This is a genomic window from Roseovarius salis, assembly GCF_044472985.1.
Taxonomy (GTDB): domain Bacteria; phylum Pseudomonadota; class Alphaproteobacteria; order Rhodobacterales; family Rhodobacteraceae; genus Roseovarius; species Roseovarius salis.
The window spans coordinates 72,444-87,917 of record NZ_JBISDG010000015.1 but is presented as its reverse complement, the minus strand read 5'-3'; the positions used below and the strand labels follow the sequence as shown (position 1 = coordinate 87,917).

Below are 15,474 nucleotides of genomic sequence, written 5' to 3'. Positions count from 1 at the left end.
ATCTTCGTGTCGGACGAGGCCGGGGGCGCGGTGCTGGCCTTTTCGGATGGCACCGACTGGCGGCGCGTGACCGACCGGGCGGCGATCTCGTGACCGGCCACCCCTTGATCCATGATTCAACCCGCTTTCTGAACGAAGCGTCAAGAGAAACGGCACAGCTCTATTAAATATATCGGCGTGCTCCACCCTGTTGCCAAAATGCCTCCCCCGAGTGGCCTTGTACGGAGCCGAACATGCTCCTGCGCGTGGATGAGGGGTATTGGGCATGGAGCTGCGCATCGACGGAACGGTGAAGACCGGCCAGGAACCGCTCGACATCGCGATCAGCGATCTGGAGTACGTGGTCGGCCCCGACGGGCCGATCCTGCTGTCGGTATCTGGAGCGGGGGCGGATGGCGGATTGGCCGTCTTCACCGTGCCCGCGTCCGGCCTGCCGCGTTACGCGAACGGTGAATTCTTCGTCGCCTCCGGCGTGACGGGGGCCGGGCCGAACCTGACCGCGATGACCGAAGACGACGCGATAACCGTGCATGTCAGCGGCGTGGTCACGGATGGCCTGCTTGCTTACGAGCTGAGTGGCGCGGGGAGCATCTTCAATTCCGTCGATGTTGCCGGGGCCGGTTTCGGGACGGCCCCCGGGGTCATGGCGCAGACGGTCTCGGGTGAGATCGTGCTCGCCCATACGGGGCAGGACGGCTTTGCCATCTACGGGATCTCCGATGACGGCAGGCTCGTGAATGAGCGCGTGGTGAACGACACCGACCAGACGCACGCGGCGGCGGTCGGCGACGTGGCGACGGCACGTATCGGGCAGAGTGACGTGCTGGTGGTCGCGAGCCAGGGCGAGCGGGGCATCACATCCTATAATCTCGACGGCGCCAGCCCGCGCGCCGGCACAAAGATCGGCCCGGACGAAGGGTTGGGCATCATGGTGCCGACCGATGTCGAGATCACGAAGATCGGCGGGCAGTATTACGTGATCGTGGCCTCGGGCCCGGCGGACGGGGCCAGCGGCGCCCTCAGCGTGATGCGGCTGGACGCGACGGGTGCCCTGACCCCGACCGATCACGTGCTCGACACCCGCGAATCGCGGTTCGGCAACGTGCAGGAAGTCGAGGTGGTTTCCGCCGGCGGTCATGCATACGTCGTCGCGGGCGGGGCCGATGGCGGGCTGAGCCTGTTCGAGTTGCTGCCCGATGGCCGCCTCGTGCATGTCGACAGCATCGCGGGAACCGTCGTGGCCGGGCTGGAGGATATCTCGGCGCTGGAAATCGCCGTGGAAGGCGGGCAGCTCCGGGTGTTCGCGGCGTCCGAGGATGGCGAGGGCCTCGTCGTGCTCAGCGCCGATATATCCAACCGCGGCGAGACGGTGATCGCCTCTGACGCCGGTGCCGCGGTCGCCGGCGGCGCGGGGGACGACATCCTCGTGGATGGTGCCGGTGTGAACGATATGACCGGCGGTGAGGGGGCCGACCGCTTCGTTCTTTGCAGCGACGGAGAAAGGGACAGGATCACCGATTTCGACCCGGACCGGGATGTTCTCGACCTGTCGGGCATGCGTTTTCTCTACGATGCGAACCGTCTCGATATCCGGCAGACACCGGACGGCGCGGTGATACGTCACCGGGACGAAGTCATCGTCCTGAAGAGTGCCGATGGGGCCCCGCTCGATCCTGACGATGTGCGCGCGGCGGTGGATCTCAGCATCGACCACGGGCGCCTGCCGTCGGAGTCCGGCGTTCTGACCGGATCTCCCGGCGACGACGAAATACCGGGCACGGCCGAGGGCGATACCATCCGCGGAAACGATGGCGATGACACGCTGACCGGGTTCGGCGGCAACGACGTGCTGGAGGGGGGCGCCGGTAATGACGTCCTCCGCGGCGGGCGCGGGCGTGACACGCTTGCCGGGGGCGCCGGCGAGGACAGGCTGTTCGGCCTGATCGGGAACGATTCGATCGAGGCTGGCGGCGGCAACGATATCCTCGTCGGCGGCGGGGGCCGGGACAAGCTGTTGGGTCAGGCCGGGTCTGACCTGCTCAAGGGCAGCGCGGGCAATGACCGGCTGTTCGGCGGGGCGGGCGCGGACAGGCTGTTCGGAGGGACGGGCGCGGATTTCATCCGCGGCGGCGGGGGTAACGACCGCTTGATCGGCGGCGCCGGGGATGACCGGCTGGTGGGCGATACCGGCCGTGACGTCCTGCTGGGCGGGGTCGATGACGACCTGCTGCTCGGCGGGACGGGGGCTGACAGCATGCGCGGTAACGACGGTCAGGACACGCTTCGGGGCGGGGCGGGCGATGACCGGCTCCTTGGCGGCGACGGTGATGACACGGTCGTTGGCGAAGGCGACAACGACCTGCTGGCCGGCCAGGTGGGCGACGACGTGCTGGAGGGGAACGGCGGCGACGATACGCTGATGGGGGCGGCCGGAAACGATCACTTGCTGGGGGGTGACGGCCACGACAGGTTGCTCGGCGGAGGTGGTAGCGACCTGATGGTCGGGGGAAGTGGCGATGATATCTTGAAGGCACACGGTGGCGACGACGTGATGAGGGGCGGGACCGGTGCGGACCGTCTGTTCGGTGACGACGGGCGAGATCGCATGTTGGGCGGGGCCGGGGACGACCGCCTGATCGGGGCGGCTGACAACGACACGCTCAACGGTCAGCAGGGCAACGACACGCTAAAGGGCGGTGACGGCGATGACCTGCTCGTCGGGGGCGATCAGAACGATGTGCTGCTGGGCGTCGACGGTAGCGACACGCTCAGGGGCGGTGATGGGAATGACAGGATGAATGGCGGCACGGGCGCCGATACGCTTCGCGGAGGGGACGGGCAGGATGCGCTCATGGGGGACGCGGGCGATGACCTGCTTTTCGGCGAAGCCGGGCGGGACGTGCTGCTGGGCGAGGGCGGAAACGACGTGCTTAGCGCCGGCGCGGACCGTGACCGGCTGAACGGGGGGGCGGGCGCGGACACGCTCAGCGGCGAGGGCGGGCATGATACGCTCATCGGCGGCGCCGGCGATGACCTGCTGTCCGGCGGCGCGGGGCGCGACGTGATAAGCGCGGGCGCTGGCGGCGACGTCATCCGCGGCGGTGATGGCGCGGACCGGCTGCGGGGCGGTGGCGGAGACGATACCATTTCCGGCAATGCCGGCAGCGATGTCTTCGTATTCCGTGCCGGTGACGGGTCGGACGTGGTTGCTGACTTTGACCCGGGCGAGGATGTGCTGTTGATCGGCAGCGACATGCTGGACGAACCCATGGCCGCAACGGAGTTCGTCGAGGAGCACGCCCACCTGACCAGCAACGGTATCGAGCTGCGCCTCGACAGCGGCGACACGATCCTGCTCAGGGGATACAGCGACCTTGATGCGCTCGACACGGTGCTTGTTTTCGGCTGATCCCGTCCGCGGGCGCGCTCAACTGGCGGTGCGCACCGCGTCGACCACGCTTGACAGCACGTCGTCCAGAAGTGCGGGTTCGACCGCCTCGGCCATGACGCGGATCAGCGGCTCGGTGCCCGACTTGCGGATCAACAGCCGGCCGTCGCTGCCGAGCCTTTGTTCCCCTTTCGCGATCGCCTCCTGCACGGCGTCGGCGGCCAGCGGCGTCCTGCCTTTTTCGTAGCGCACGTTGACCAGTTTCTGCGGCACCGGTTCGAAGACCTGCGCCAGCTCGCTGGCGGGGGCGCCCGTCTCGGTCATGCAGCCAAGGAACTGCAGCGCGCCGATCAGCCCGTCGCCGGTGGTCGTGTAGTCGGTCATCACGATATGCCCCGACTGTTCCCCGCCGAGCGCGTAGCCGCCCGCGCGCATCGCCTCGACCACGTAGCGGTCCCCGACCTGCGTGCGCTCCAGCGCGATGCCGTTGGCCTCCAGATGCCGCTCCAGCCCGAGATTGGACATCACCGTGGCGACCAGCGTGTTACCGGCCAGCCGCCCCTCGCGTGCCCAACGCGTGGCGATCAGCGCCATGATCTGGTCGCCGTCGGCCACGCGGCCATGCTCGTCCACCAGCACCACGCGATCGGCGTCCCCGTCAAGGCAGATGCCGATATCGGCCCGGGTCTCGAGCACCTTCTTCGCCGCGGCCTGCGGGTTGGTGGAACCGCAGCCCTCGTTGATGTTGTAGCCGTCAGGGTCCACCCCGATGGGGATCACCTCTGCCCCCAGTTCCCACAGCACCGACGGTGCAGTGCGATAGGCGGCGCCGTTGGCGCAATCCACCACGATGCGCAGCCCGTCCAGCCGCCTGCGGTAGGGAAAGGTCGTCTTGGCGTATTCAACGTAGCGCCCGCGCGCGTCCTCGAACCGCTTGGCGCGGCCGATACTGTCCGGAGGGGCCAGTTCGATCCCGTTCTGCATCAGCGCCTCGATCCCCGCCTCGGCCTCGTCCGACAGCTTGAATCCGTCAGGGCCGAAAAGCTTGATGCCATTGTCATGCGCGTGGTTGTGGCTGGCCGAGATCATGACGCCGACATCCGCGCGCAGCCCGTGGGTCAGATATCCCACTGCGGGTGTCGGCACTGGCCCCAGCAGGAACACGTTCATGCCGGTGGAGGTGAACCCGGCCGTCAGCGCGTACTCGATCATGTAGCCCGAAAGGCGCGTGTCCTTGCCGATGACCACGCGGTGATCCTTGCCGTCCCGGCGGAAATACCGGCCCGCCGCCGCCCCGAGCTTGAGCGCGAGTTCGGCTGTCATGGGCCAGCTGTTCGCCTGTCCGCGCACGCCGTCGGTGCCAAACAGTTTGTCGGCCATGCAGCGCATCCTTTCTGTTTATGGTCTGCCTCGGGCCCGCGCCCGTCAGGATAAATACCCGTCCCCGGCGCGCCTGTCCAATCGCAAGCACCCCGCCATATGTGGATTTCCGCCCAAGGAGGCGCACGCCCGCCGCGCGGTGCCCGCGCTGTGCGATTGACGCGGCCTGTCCGCGGGCGCAAAAAGATAAAAAGATGACGTCGGGCGGCAAAAGGGGAACCCCATGAAAATCGCGATGATCGGCACGGGGTATGTCGGGCTGGTGTCGGGCGTTTGCTTTTCCGATTTCGGGCATGATGTCGTCTGCGTCGACCGCGACCCGGACAAGATCACGCGGCTGGAGCGCGGCGAGGTGCCGATCTACGAGCCCGGGCTCGACCGCCTGCTGGAAAAGAACGTGGCGGCCGGGCGGCTCTCCTTCACCACCGGGCTGGCAGAGGCGATCGACGGCGCCGGGGCGGTGTTCATCGCCGTGGGAACGCCCGCCCGCCGCGGCGATGGCCATGCCGACCTGACACATGTCATGGCCGCCGCCGAGGAAATCGCGCGCGCGGCCCGCGATTACGTCGTGATCGTCACCAAGTCGACCGTGCCGGTCGGCACGAACCGTCAGGTCAAGCAGGCGGTGAAAAAGGCGAACCCGCAGTTGGAATTCGACGTGGCCTCCAACCCCGAATTCCTGCGCGAGGGCGCGGCGATCGAGGATTTCATGAAGCCCGACCGCGTCGTTGTCGGCGTCCAGACGGAACGCGCGGGCGACGTGATGGCGGAAATCTACCGCCCGCTCTACCTGCGCGAGTTTCCCATCATCACCACCGACCTTGAGTCGGCGGAGATGATAAAATACGCGGCCAACGCCTTCCTGGCGACAAAGATCACCTTCGTCAACGAGATCGCGGCACTGTGCGAGCGCACCGGGGCCGACATCAAGTCTGTCAGCAAGGGCATGGGGCTGGACGGGCGGATCGGCAACAAGTTCCTCCATGCCGGGCCCGGCTATGGCGGCAGCTGTTTTCCCAAGGACACCAAGGCGCTGTCCCGCATCGGGCAGGAAAAGGGCCTGCCGATGCAGATCACCGAGAAGGTGATCTCGGTCAACGAGGAGATCAAGCGCCGCATGATCGACAAGCTGCTCGACCTCTGCGACGGGTCGTTCAACGGCAAGACGATCGGCGTGCTCGGCGTGACCTTCAAGCCCAATACCGACGACATGCGCGACGCGCCGTCGCTGACCATCGTTCCCGCCCTTGTGGGCGGCGGGGCCAAGGTGCGTGTCTGCGATCCGCAGGGCCGGCACGAGGGCGAGGCGCTTCTGCCCGGGGTTGTATGGTCCGACGACCCCTATAGATGCGTGCACAACGCCGACCTGATGGTGATCCTGACCGAGTGGAACGAGTTCCGCGCGCTCGACCTGAAGCGCATCGCGCGCAAGATGGCCACGCCGCGGCTGGCCGATCTGCGCAACATCTATTCCGTCAAGGACGCCAGGCGCGCCGGCTTTGCGGCCTATGACAGCGTCGGTCGCGCGGGGTTTGTCCGCCGAGACGATGAAGGGGACGCGCAGGGCTGACGGGCAGGCGCGCGGCGGCGCACCGGGCGCGGGTGTACCAGCCGCCTTCCATGATGTGCCGGGACACCTTATCTGGTCGATTGCTGGACAGCGACCGCATCCGCCGATAGGACACAGCGATGGCCAAGCCTAAGAACAGCAAGGACAACCCCAACTACAAGGTGGTCGCCGAGAACCGCCGCGCGCGTTTCGATTATGCGATCGAGGACGACCTCGAATGCGGCATCGTGCTGGAAGGGTCCGAGGTGAAATCGCTGCGGCAGGGCGGTGCCAACATCGCCGAGAGCTATGCCGCGGTGGAGGACGGCGAGCTGTGGCTCGTCAACGCCTATATCGCACCCTACGAGCAGGCCAAGACCTTCGGCCACGAGGAGCGGCGCCGGCGCAAGCTGCTGGTCTCCAAGCGCGAGCTCGCGCGGCTGTGGAACGAGACGCAGCGCAAGGGGCTCACGCTCGTGCCGCTGGTGCTTTACTTCAACCACCGCGGCATCGCCAAGATCAAGATCGGTATCGCCAAGGGCAAGAAGAAGGCCGACAAGCGCGAGACAGAGGCCAAGCGCGACTGGAACCGCCAGAAACAGCGCCTGCTCAAGGAGCACGGGTAGCGAGCGTTCGCGGCCGGTGCCCCTTGCCGCAACCGCGGGACCGGCCAGATCGCACGTTACCGCTGCAAGGCACAAACCGATGATCTGGCGGTGATCAGCCCGCCCCTGTTGCCGCCAGCCGTCCGACCGAGACGCGGCGACCGTCCTGGAGCTGCACCGCGCCGGTCTCTAGCAGGAGCTTGAGCTTTCCAAGGTTCGAGGCGACGGCCCGCCTGATCTTGCGCACCGCAAGAAGCTCCATTGCTCTGGGGTGTCCCGTCGCGAGATCCCAACGGTCGATGATACTGGTGCCGCCCCGGCTTTGTCGAAACTCCATGTGGCGCCGGGCAACGGGCGTGCCCTCCACGGTCTCCACCGTCAGGCTTGCTGCATGGTCAAACGGCGTGATTGCCGTATGCTGGCTGTCGGTTTGCCGCGTCTGGAAATAACGCGCCCCGGCCGCGGGGCCGTCGCCGTGCTGCTGTAGCACGTCCACCTCCGCAAAGGTCCTGACACCGGGTGATCCCGTCCCTGCCGGGCAACGGATGCAGCCGGCCGCGCGGTCTTGCCCTTCGCGGCCCGCGGATGTAGGCACATGACAGTCAGAGCCGCGGGGGCCACATGGCACAGGACGATCCGAAGACCCTTGTTTCCACGGAATGGCTGGCCGCACACCTGTCCGACCCGGATCTGCGCGTGCTGGACGGCACATGGTTCATGCCGGACGAGGGCCGCGACGCGCGGGCGGAGTATGCGCGGGCCCATATCCCGGGGGCCCGGTTCTTCGACATCGATGACATCTCCGACAGCCGCTCTGACCTTCCCCACATGGCGCCACCGGTCGAGAAATTCATGTCGCGGATGCGGGCCATGGGCGTTGGCGACGGGCACCATGTCGTCGTCTACGACGCGCACGGGATGTTCTCGGCCGCCCGGGTTTGGTGGCTGTTCAGGCTGATGGGCAAGGATACCGTCGCCGTTCTGGACGGCGGCTTGCCCAAATGGGTTGCCGAGGGCCGCCCGGTCGAGGACATGGCGCCCATCATGCGCGACCGGCACATTACCGCCCGCCGCCAGAACCATCTGGTCAAGGACGTCACGCAGGTCGCGGCCGCGTCCAAGCTGCGCGATTACGAGATACTGGACGCACGCTCGCCAGGGCGGTTTCGCGGCGAGGAGGCCGAGCCGCGGCCCGGGCTGCGCGCCGGGCACGTACCCGGTTCCAGGAACGTCCACTACCGCGATCTTCTGAACGCTGACGGCACGATGAAATCACCGGACGACCTCCGGCGTGTCCTGGAAGAGTCCGGCGCCGATCTGGACAAGCCTGTCATCACCACCTGCGGTTCCGGCGTGACCGCCGCGATCATCAACCTTGCGCTTGAACGGATCGGAAAGACCGACCATGCGCTTTATGACGGGTCCTGGGCGGAATGGGGCGCATACCCGACCGTGCCCGTTGCCACGGGAGACGAATGAATGTTCGAGAAGCTGAACGAACAGCCGGCCGACAAGATCCTGCAACTGATGCAGATGTACCGCGAGGACCCGCGCGAGCATAAGATCGACCTCGGCGTCGGGGTGTACAAGAACGCCGAGGGCGTCACCCCGATCATGCGGGCGGTCAAGCGGGCCGAGCGTAAATGGTGGGACGAGGAAACCACCAAGGCGTACACTGCGCTGGCCGGTGACCCGACCTTTGTCGACGCCATGACCGGGCTGGTCCTGGGCGATGCGGTCGGCCGCGACGAGGTGGCGGCGGTCGCCACGCCGGGGGGCACCGGCGCTGTGCGCCAGGCGTTCGAGCTGGTCAGGATGGCCAACCCCGGCGCGCGCGTCTTCGTATCCAGCCCGACATGGCCCAACCACCTGAGCATTCTCAAGCATCTGGGCATGGAAACCGTGCCCTACCGCTATTTCGACGCGACGACGTGCGCGGTGGATTTCGCCGGGATGCTGGAGGATCTGGAGGCAGTCTCGGCGGGCGATATCGTCCTGTTGCATGGCTGTTGCCACAACCCTACCGGGGCCAACCTGAACCTCACCCAGTTCAAGGCGGTGATCGAGCTGATCAACGCCAAGGCCGCGGTTCCCATGATCGACATCGCCTACCAGGGCTTCGGTGACGGGCTCGACGCGGATGCGATGGCGACGCGCGCCGTGGCGGCGGGGTGCCCCGAGACGCTGATCGCCGCGAGCTGTTCCAAGAATTTCGGTATCTACCGCGAGCGCACCGGCCTGCTGATGGCCGTGAGCCGGGACAAGGCCCGGCAAACGGTGGTTCAGGGTAACCTGGCCCATCTAAACCGCCAGAATTATTCTTTCCCGCCCGATCACGGCGCACGGCTGGTTTCACTGGTGCTGACGGATGACGAGTTGCGCGCCGACTGGATGTCCGAGCTGGAGGACGTGCGGCGCGGGATGCTCGAGCTGCGCGAACAGCTGGCCGCGGAAATGCAGCGCCTGACCGGGTCTGACCGTTACGGCTTCGTCGCGCAGCACCGCGGCATGTTCTCGCGTCTCGGCCTGAGCGGCGAACTCGTCGACAAGCTGCGCGAGGACCACGCCATATACATGGTCGGAGATTCCCGCATAAACATCGCGGGCCTCAACAAGCAGACCGTGCCGGTGCTGGCCAAGGCGATTGTCGAGGCGGGTGGCTGACCGGCATTCTGCCGTCAGGCGTGATATCGCGCGAGGTTCATATCGGCTGCGCCATTGCCCCGGTCTTTGGGGTGTTGTCCACGCATTCGTGGGCATTGAACGCCATTTCAAAACACCGGGCGTGAACGCCCTGTCGTGTTGACACGAATCAGGCCATGTTGAACCATTAAACTATTATTTTTTTCAAGGAGGCTATAATGAGGGTACTTGGGATATTCGTGTTGGCCCTTGCGGGATTGATCGGATCAATTGCACATGCGCAAGGGCTAAGGTGTGATCAGGTTTACGTCACAAAAAGCGGGGATAACCTGTCGAAGATCGCGCAGCGCGCATATGGGCGCCCGACGGCGTACCAGTCGATTTTCGACTATAATCCGGGGGTATTGACGAGCCCGAGCGCAGTGCCCGTGGGGGTTGAGCTCTATGTCCCGTGTATCGAGGGGGGGAATCCGACACCCACCCTGGAGGAGATCGTCGTGCCCAGCTCCTCTGACATCAAGATACTGACAGGGTCGGAGTATCCACCCTATGTCGATGCCGGGCTGCCCGAGGGCGGTTTCAGCACCGAACTCATAAATCGGGCCATGCAGTATCAATCGGGGGACACCAATTACAGGATCGACGTGATCAACGATTGGGGCTCACACCTCAAGCCGTTGCTGTCTGACGGGGCATATGACCTTGGTTTTCCGTGGTTCAAACCCGACTGCTCGCAAAGCAACAAGCTGAAGGAAGCGTCGCAATGGCGTTGCGACAATCTGCGGTTTTCCGAAACGCTGCACGAGGTCGTCGTCACGTTCTATACGTCGGCCAATGCGGCCGACTCGATCCGCACACCATCGGATGCGAGAGGCATGACGATATGCCGTCCGCGCGGCTATTTCACGCATGACCTCGAGGTAATGGGTCTCGTTCCGCCGGCCGTCGTGCGCGTCGCCGGAGACAATCCGACCGATTGTTTCGAACGCCTGGCGAGCGGCGAGGTTGATATGGTCACGGTCAATGCCGATACGTCGGACCGGGTCGTTACGGAGCTGGGAATCCGGGACCGGGTGGCAGAGGTTATCAACCTCGCGACCGTCCAGACGCTTCACGCGGTGGGCCTGAAGTCGAACCCGAGAACGCGCGTCCTATTGCTGAGGCTCAACAAGGGACTGATCGGCCTGCGGAAAGACGAGACGTTCAGGGCGCTGGCTGCCAAGCACCTGTAGCGTTTCTAGTGCCGGCAGTCATGCCGCGGCCGCGGCATGAGACAAGTAGCTCATGCCGCGGCGATAGAGTCTGAAGCATGCTTCATCCATACCAGCGGCGGCAAGCAACGCCGCGGGAAGCACGTACATCGCGTATGCTCTTGCAAGAATTCGCTCTCTCCGCGGGGTGAGCGTCAGTTCCCTGAGAAGGATGGGCGATTTCTTGTAATATTCCGCAACAAGATCCGCCCTGTCAGGTCTTGCGGCCATGTATCGGTCGCGGAAACGCCTGAGAGCAGAAAGCTCGAAGCAGTCATCGTCCAAACCGCCCAGTTCCGCGCAAGCCGTCGTAATAACGCAGGCGCCGGGCGGCGCGGCGTATGGTTCGCTTGATGAAGCGTCCTCATCGCGCCCGTCCATCGCCGCCTTCGACTCGCACGCAGACCGGATCGTGGTCTCTATTTCCTCTCTGGCCATCCTCGAATCAACGGACTTTTCCGCAACGCGATCACAGGAAAACCGGATGTAGGTTTCCGTCAAATCGCAGGGATCAATTGATGTCAGCGCCCTTTGACAGGCTTGGGACCACTTTGCGTTGTCAAAGGCCAGACTCTCGTTTGTCTGCCATCCGAGGGCGAGCATCATGATCGAAAGCCGGCCGGTCACTTTCATTGCACGCCGTGAACTCCTGTTGCTCAGGCACGGTACCGTGCGAGGAACATGTCGACTGCGCCGTTCACAACGCGGTCTATGTCTGACTGGCGCACCTCTCCGCAGACGCCGCACAGGCTGCGCACGAACAGGTCGCTCTTGCACAGCTCTCCGAACTGGTTGGCGGCGAGATCCATGTCGTCAATTTCCAGGATGCCCTTGTCGGCATACGGCTTGAGCACCGAGGTCATCCGGTCGCGCACCATCGCCGGGCCGGAGTCATAGAACCGTCTGCCCAGCTCGGGGAAGCGGTAGGATTCGGCCACGCAGATGCGGAAAACCTGCTGACCGAAATCCGACAGGAAGAATTCCACCATCCGCCGCGCCGCCTCCTTCAGCACGTCCTCGATAGGGGCCTCGTTGCCAAGCACGTCCAGCGCCTCGTCGGCCTGGCGGTTGCATTCGATCCGGGCGACCTCGGAAAACAGCAGGCGCTTGTCCGGGAAATAGCTGTACAGGGTCGCCTTGGAAACGCCGGCCGCACGCGCGATCTCGTCGACGCTGGCCCCCTCGTAGCCGTCGCGCATGAACACTTCGCGGGCACCCTCGATCACCTGGTCGAACTTGCGCCCCTTCTTGATTTCAGCGGCCATGGCCGGCATGCGCGCCCCCCGGAATTGCCAATCTACCCTATCCGGGCACGGGCCCACCCCGCAAGCCTGACGGCGCGGGAGGTGTGGTGCCAAGGCGCGGCGATCCGGTCAGTCCCGGCTGTCGGCATTGGACCCGTTGACCGGCGCGGTGTCCGGTGCGGGATAGGTCAGGGTGGGGGTGAGGCTGCTCATGTCGATGCTCAGCGCGGCGCCCGGGCCGGCGGCCAAGGAGAGCGCAAGGACGAGCAGGGGTGCAGGACGTGTCATCGCCGGACTCCATCTGAACTGATCGGTTCACTTTCTAGAAGTAAACCATTCGGTTCAGATCGCAAGAGAAAATGAACCGATCGGTTCAGTGCGATGTTCCGCGCCGGAATATCGCGCACGGATCGGCTTGCAGGCTCTCGCATAATCATTATTCTAGAATCATTCTAAAAAGGAGGAGTCCATGATCCCAGCACTTGCCGCGCGCCGCAGGTTCAGCGACCTCGACGAGCAGGAAATCCTCGCGCTCGCGATCTCCTCCGAGGAAGACGACGCCCGCATCTACCGAAGTTACGCCGAACGCCTGCGCAGCGACTACCCCGATAGCGCGCGGGTTTTCGACGGCATGGCCGACGAGGAGGACACGCATCGCACGCGGTTGATCGACCTGCACCGCAAACGGTTCGGAGAGGTAATCCCGCTCATCCGGCGCGAACATGTCGCGGGATACTACGCGCGACGGCCTGTCTGGCTGGTGGAAAACCTCGGGATCGAGCGCATCCGCGAAGAGGCCGAGGCGATGGAGCGCGAGGCAGAGAAATTCTATCTGAAGGCCGCGGCGCGGGCCAGCGACGCGGACACGCGCAAGTTGCTGGGCGATCTGGCGGCGGCGGAAGCCCGTCACGAGACGCGCGCCGTGGAGTTGCAGGAGGAGCATCTCGATACGCAGGCCCGCACCGCCGAGCAGCGTACCTCCAAGCGGCAGTTCGTGCTGACATGGGTGCAGCCGGGGCTGGCCGGTCTCATGGACGGGTCCGTTTCAACCCTTGCGCCCATCTTTGCCACCGCCTTTGCCACGCAGGACACGTGGACCACCTTCATCGTCGGGCTCGCGGCCAGCGTGGGCGCCGGGATCTCGATGGGGTTCACCGAGGCGGCCAGCGATGACGGCGAGCTGTCGGGTAGGGGCAGCCCGCTCAAGCGCGGCCTGGCCAGCGGTGTCATGACCACCGTGGGAGGGCTGGGGCATGCACTGCCTTATCTCATCCCGGATTTCTGGACCGCCACGATCGTGGCCATCGCCGTCGTCTTCGTCGAGCTCTGGGCGATCGCGTGGATACAGAACCGTTTCATGGAGACCCCGTTTTTCCGCGCCGCGTTCCAGGTGGTTCTCGGAGGGGCGCTGGTATTCGCTGCGGGGGTTCTGATCGGCAGTGGATAGAACGCGGGTTGCCCCGCTTCCAGGCCTGTCTCCAACCGGTCCCAAGGATATTCTGGCCGGGTGAAACACGATACCCGCGGCAGCCCCGGCGCGTGCTTTGGCGCTTGCCCCGTCGTCACGGCGTGCTAACAAGCCGGGGATGCTGAACGTTTTTCTCCAGACGCTGCCGTTCTTCCTGATCATCGGCTTGGGCTACGGGGCCGGGCGAACGGGGTTTTTCAGCGAAGAGGCCACGGCGTGGCTGACGAAGTTCGTCTTCTACTTCGCCCTTTCGGCGATGCTCTTCCGTTTCTCGGCCAACCTGTCGTTCGCCGAGGTTTTCGATGTGCGTTTCGTCGCCGCCTATCTCTGGGCGACGGCGTTCGTTTACGGGCTGGCGATGTTCGTGGCGTTCCTGCGTGGCATCTCGATCGAGGAGGCGGCGATCGAGGCGCAGTGCGCGGTCATCGGCAATGTCGGCTTTCTGGGGGTGCCGATGCTGACCCTCTTGCTCGGGGAGGCGGCGATAGGGCCCGTGATGCTGGTTCTGTCGGTCGACCTGATCGTTTTCGGCTCGCTCGTGGTGATCCTCGTCACCGGCTCGCGCGACGGCGCGATGAGCACGGGCATCCTTCGCACCGTGGGCATGGGGCTTCTCAAGAACCCGATGATCGTCTCCATCGTCGCCGGGCTCAGCTGGTCCGCGCTGCAGCTGCCAATACCCGGCGTGATGAACGATTTCCTCGAGACACTTGGCGGGGCGGCCACGCCCGGGGCGCTCTTTGCCATCGGCGCATCGCTGGCGGGCAAGTCCGCCGAGCGCCCGTTCGTCGCCGGGTGGCTTTCGGGGTGCAAGCTGCTGTTGCACCCGCTTTTCGTGGCGATCTCCGCCCTTTACCTGTTCCCGGTGGAGCGTTACGGCGCGGCAGTGATGATCGCCGCGGCCGCGCTGCCCGTGGCGGGCAACGTCTACATACTCGCCCAGCACTACGGCGTTGCACCACAGCGCGTTTCCGCCTCTATCCTGATCTCGACGGCGCTGGCGGTGGTCACGGTGTCGCTGGTGATCGGGTGGGTGCGGACGCTTTACTGACAGATTGGCCGCGACGGGCTGGCGCGAGTCGCGGCGCTGCTGAAAAGAAAGGAACACGACATGGAAACCGTTTCCGAAAACGCCTGTTTCGGCGGGGTGCAGGGGGTCTATACCCACGCCTCGGACGCCTGCGGCTGCGACATGACGTTCGGGCTCTTCCTGCCCGAGGAGGCCCGCGACGGCCCCGTACCGGTGCTGTGGTATCTCAGCGGGCTGACCTGCACGCACGAGAACGCGATGGTCAAGGCGGGTGCGCAGCTCTGGGCGGCCGAGCAGGGGATCGCGCTGGTGTTCCCGGATACGAGCCCAAGGGGCGCGGGCGTGGCCGATGACGACGCTTTCGACCTTGGACAGGGCGCGGGGTTCTACGTGAATGCCACCCAATCCCCGTGGGCGCCGCATTTCGCAATGTGGGATTATGTCGCCGAGGAATTGCCGCGCGTTGTCACGGCCAATTTCGCCATCGACGCCGAGCGCCAGGCGGTTTCCGGCCATTCGATGGGCGGGCACGGCGCGCTGACGCTGGCCATGGGGCTGCCGGGACGATTCCGGTCGGTCTCGGCCTTCGCGCCGATCTGTCACCCGACGCGATCCGACTGGGGGCGCAAACAGTTCACCGCGTATCTTGGCGCGGACGAGAGCAAATGGGCCGCCCATGATGCGACGTTGCTGATGCGCGAGCGGGGCTTTGACGGCCCGGTGCTGACCGACACCGGCACCAAGGACCAGTTCTTCGACCTTTTGAACACGCACGATTTCGCCCATGCCGTTGCGACGCGCGGCCAGCAGGCCACGCTGCGTCTGCAGCCGGGATACGACCACAGCTATTTCTTCGTCTCGACGTTCATGGAGGACCATGTCGGTTTCCACGCCGAGGCGTTGTATGCGGGGTAGGG

At 65.3% G+C, this 15,474-nt stretch carries 14 protein-coding genes; 9 read left to right on the top strand and 5 right to left on the bottom strand.

Translation table 11 applies throughout. The features are described 5' to 3' along the window. The first annotated feature begins 265 nt into the window (after positions 1–265). Positions 266–3,409, top strand: coding sequence for a calcium-binding protein (locus ACH13J_RS08260; protein ID WP_397542851.1), 3,144 nt, complete (start codon positions 266–268; stop codon positions 3,407–3,409). A gap of 18 nt (positions 3,410–3,427) precedes the next feature. Here the strand turns inward: ACH13J_RS08260 and glmM are convergent, their stop codons facing one another. Then, positions 3,428–4,768 carry a phosphoglucosamine mutase gene (gene glmM, locus ACH13J_RS08255; protein ID WP_397542850.1) on the bottom strand — a complete coding sequence of 447 codons (1,341 nt, stop codon included), beginning with the start codon at positions 4,766–4,768 and terminating at the stop codon, positions 3,428–3,430. A 223-nt stretch (positions 4,769–4,991) separates the two neighbouring features. Here glmM and ACH13J_RS08250 point away from each other — a divergent pair, with 223 nt between their 5' ends. Together ACH13J_RS08250 and smpB are read left to right on the top strand one after the other, a co-directional pair. After that, positions 4,992–6,338, top strand: coding sequence for a nucleotide sugar dehydrogenase (locus ACH13J_RS08250; RefSeq protein WP_397542849.1), 1,347 nt, complete (start codon positions 4,992–4,994; stop codon positions 6,336–6,338). 119 nt (positions 6,339–6,457) lie between these two features. Beyond that, the gene (smpB, locus tag ACH13J_RS08245; RefSeq protein WP_397542848.1) at positions 6,458–6,943 is read left to right on the top strand and encodes an SsrA-binding protein SmpB; all 486 of its coding nucleotides are present in this window, start codon (positions 6,458–6,460) and stop codon (positions 6,941–6,943) included. Positions 6,944–7,037: 94 nt separating this feature from the next. Here smpB and ACH13J_RS08240 read toward each other — a convergent pair whose 3' ends face one another. Continuing rightward, a complete protein-coding gene (locus ACH13J_RS08240) occupies positions 7,038–7,412 on the bottom strand; it encodes a hypothetical protein (RefSeq protein ID WP_397542847.1) in 375 nt (124 codons plus the stop codon). 131 nt (positions 7,413–7,543) lie between these two features. Between ACH13J_RS08240 and sseA the strand changes: the two genes are divergently transcribed. From sseA to ACH13J_RS08220, 3 genes are all read left to right on the top strand, one after another. Further along, positions 7,544–8,401: a 3-mercaptopyruvate sulfurtransferase gene (sseA, locus tag ACH13J_RS08235; RefSeq protein ID WP_397542846.1), complete on the top strand. Its 858-nt coding sequence runs from the start codon at positions 7,544–7,546 to the stop codon at positions 8,399–8,401. After that, positions 8,402–9,586 (top strand): aromatic amino acid transaminase, encoded by a 1,185-nt coding sequence (locus tag ACH13J_RS08230; RefSeq protein ID WP_397542845.1) that lies wholly within the window; start codon positions 8,402–8,404, stop codon positions 9,584–9,586. Positions 9,587–10,062: 476 nt separating this feature from the next. Further along, the gene (locus ACH13J_RS08220; RefSeq protein WP_397542854.1) at positions 10,063–10,797 is read left to right on the top strand and encodes a substrate-binding periplasmic protein; all 735 of its coding nucleotides are present in this window, start codon (positions 10,063–10,065) and stop codon (positions 10,795–10,797) included. 18 nt (positions 10,798–10,815) lie between these two features. On the opposite strand, the gene ACH13J_RS08215 is transcribed toward ACH13J_RS08220, so the two are convergent. The 3 genes from ACH13J_RS08215 to ACH13J_RS08205 all read right to left on the bottom strand — a co-directional run bounded on the left by ACH13J_RS08215 (position 10,816) and on the right by ACH13J_RS08205 (position 12,347). Next, a complete protein-coding gene (locus tag ACH13J_RS08215; protein ID WP_397542844.1) occupies positions 10,816–11,448 on the bottom strand; it encodes a hypothetical protein in 633 nt (210 codons plus the stop codon). 23 nt (positions 11,449–11,471) lie between these two features. Further along, the gene (locus tag ACH13J_RS08210; protein ID WP_397542843.1) at positions 11,472–12,089 is read right to left on the bottom strand and encodes a TetR/AcrR family transcriptional regulator; all 618 of its coding nucleotides are present in this window, start codon (positions 12,087–12,089) and stop codon (positions 11,472–11,474) included. A gap of 99 nt (positions 12,090–12,188) precedes the next feature. Further along, positions 12,189–12,347, bottom strand: coding sequence for a hypothetical protein (locus ACH13J_RS08205; protein WP_397542842.1), 159 nt, complete (start codon positions 12,345–12,347; stop codon positions 12,189–12,191). 181 nt (positions 12,348–12,528) lie between these two features. Between ACH13J_RS08205 and mbfA the strand changes: the two genes are divergently transcribed. The 3 genes from mbfA to fghA all read left to right on the top strand — a co-directional run bounded on the left by mbfA (position 12,529) and on the right by fghA (position 15,472). Continuing rightward, entirely contained in the window at positions 12,529–13,506 is a 978-nt protein-coding gene (gene mbfA, locus ACH13J_RS08200; protein WP_397542841.1) for an iron exporter MbfA, read from the top strand. Positions 13,507–13,645: 139 nt separating this feature from the next. Beyond that, positions 13,646–14,578 (top strand): AEC family transporter, encoded by a 933-nt coding sequence (locus tag ACH13J_RS08195; protein WP_397542840.1) that lies wholly within the window; start codon positions 13,646–13,648, stop codon positions 14,576–14,578. 60 nt (positions 14,579–14,638) lie between these two features. Then, a complete protein-coding gene (gene fghA / locus ACH13J_RS08190; RefSeq protein WP_397542839.1) occupies positions 14,639–15,472 on the top strand; it encodes an S-formylglutathione hydrolase in 834 nt (277 codons plus the stop codon). Positions 15,473–15,474: the final 2 nt, after the last annotated feature.

What these genes read in the sequence shown, in the direction of transcription:
- smpB (WP_397542848.1), top strand. Translation starts at nt 6,458, where the DNA reads ATGGCCAAGCCTAAGAACAGCAAGGACAACCCCAACTACAAGGTGGTC.
- ACH13J_RS08205 (WP_397542842.1), bottom strand. Translation starts at nt 12,347, where the DNA reads ATGACACGTCCTGCACCCCTGCTCGTCCTTGCGCTCTCCTTGGCCGCC.
- ACH13J_RS08210 (WP_397542843.1), bottom strand. Translation starts at nt 12,089, where the DNA reads ATGCCGGCCATGGCCGCTGAAATCAAGAAGGGGCGCAAGTTCGACCAG.
- ACH13J_RS08260 (WP_397542851.1), top strand. Translation starts at nt 266, where the DNA reads ATGGAGCTGCGCATCGACGGAACGGTGAAGACCGGCCAGGAACCGCTC.
- sseA (WP_397542846.1), top strand. Translation starts at nt 7,544, where the DNA reads ATGGCACAGGACGATCCGAAGACCCTTGTTTCCACGGAATGGCTGGCC.
- glmM (WP_397542850.1), bottom strand. Translation starts at nt 4,768, where the DNA reads ATGGCCGACAAACTGTTTGGCACCGACGGCGTGCGCGGACAGGCGAAC.
- ACH13J_RS08215 (WP_397542844.1), bottom strand. Translation starts at nt 11,448, where the DNA reads ATGAAAGTGACCGGCCGGCTTTCGATCATGATGCTCGCCCTCGGATGG.
- fghA (WP_397542839.1), top strand. Translation starts at nt 14,639, where the DNA reads ATGGAAACCGTTTCCGAAAACGCCTGTTTCGGCGGGGTGCAGGGGGTC.
- ACH13J_RS08250 (WP_397542849.1), top strand. Translation starts at nt 4,992, where the DNA reads ATGAAAATCGCGATGATCGGCACGGGGTATGTCGGGCTGGTGTCGGGC.
- ACH13J_RS08195 (WP_397542840.1), top strand. Translation starts at nt 13,646, where the DNA reads ATGCTGAACGTTTTTCTCCAGACGCTGCCGTTCTTCCTGATCATCGGC.
- ACH13J_RS08230 (WP_397542845.1), top strand. Translation starts at nt 8,402, where the DNA reads ATGTTCGAGAAGCTGAACGAACAGCCGGCCGACAAGATCCTGCAACTG.
- mbfA (WP_397542841.1), top strand. Translation starts at nt 12,529, where the DNA reads ATGATCCCAGCACTTGCCGCGCGCCGCAGGTTCAGCGACCTCGACGAG.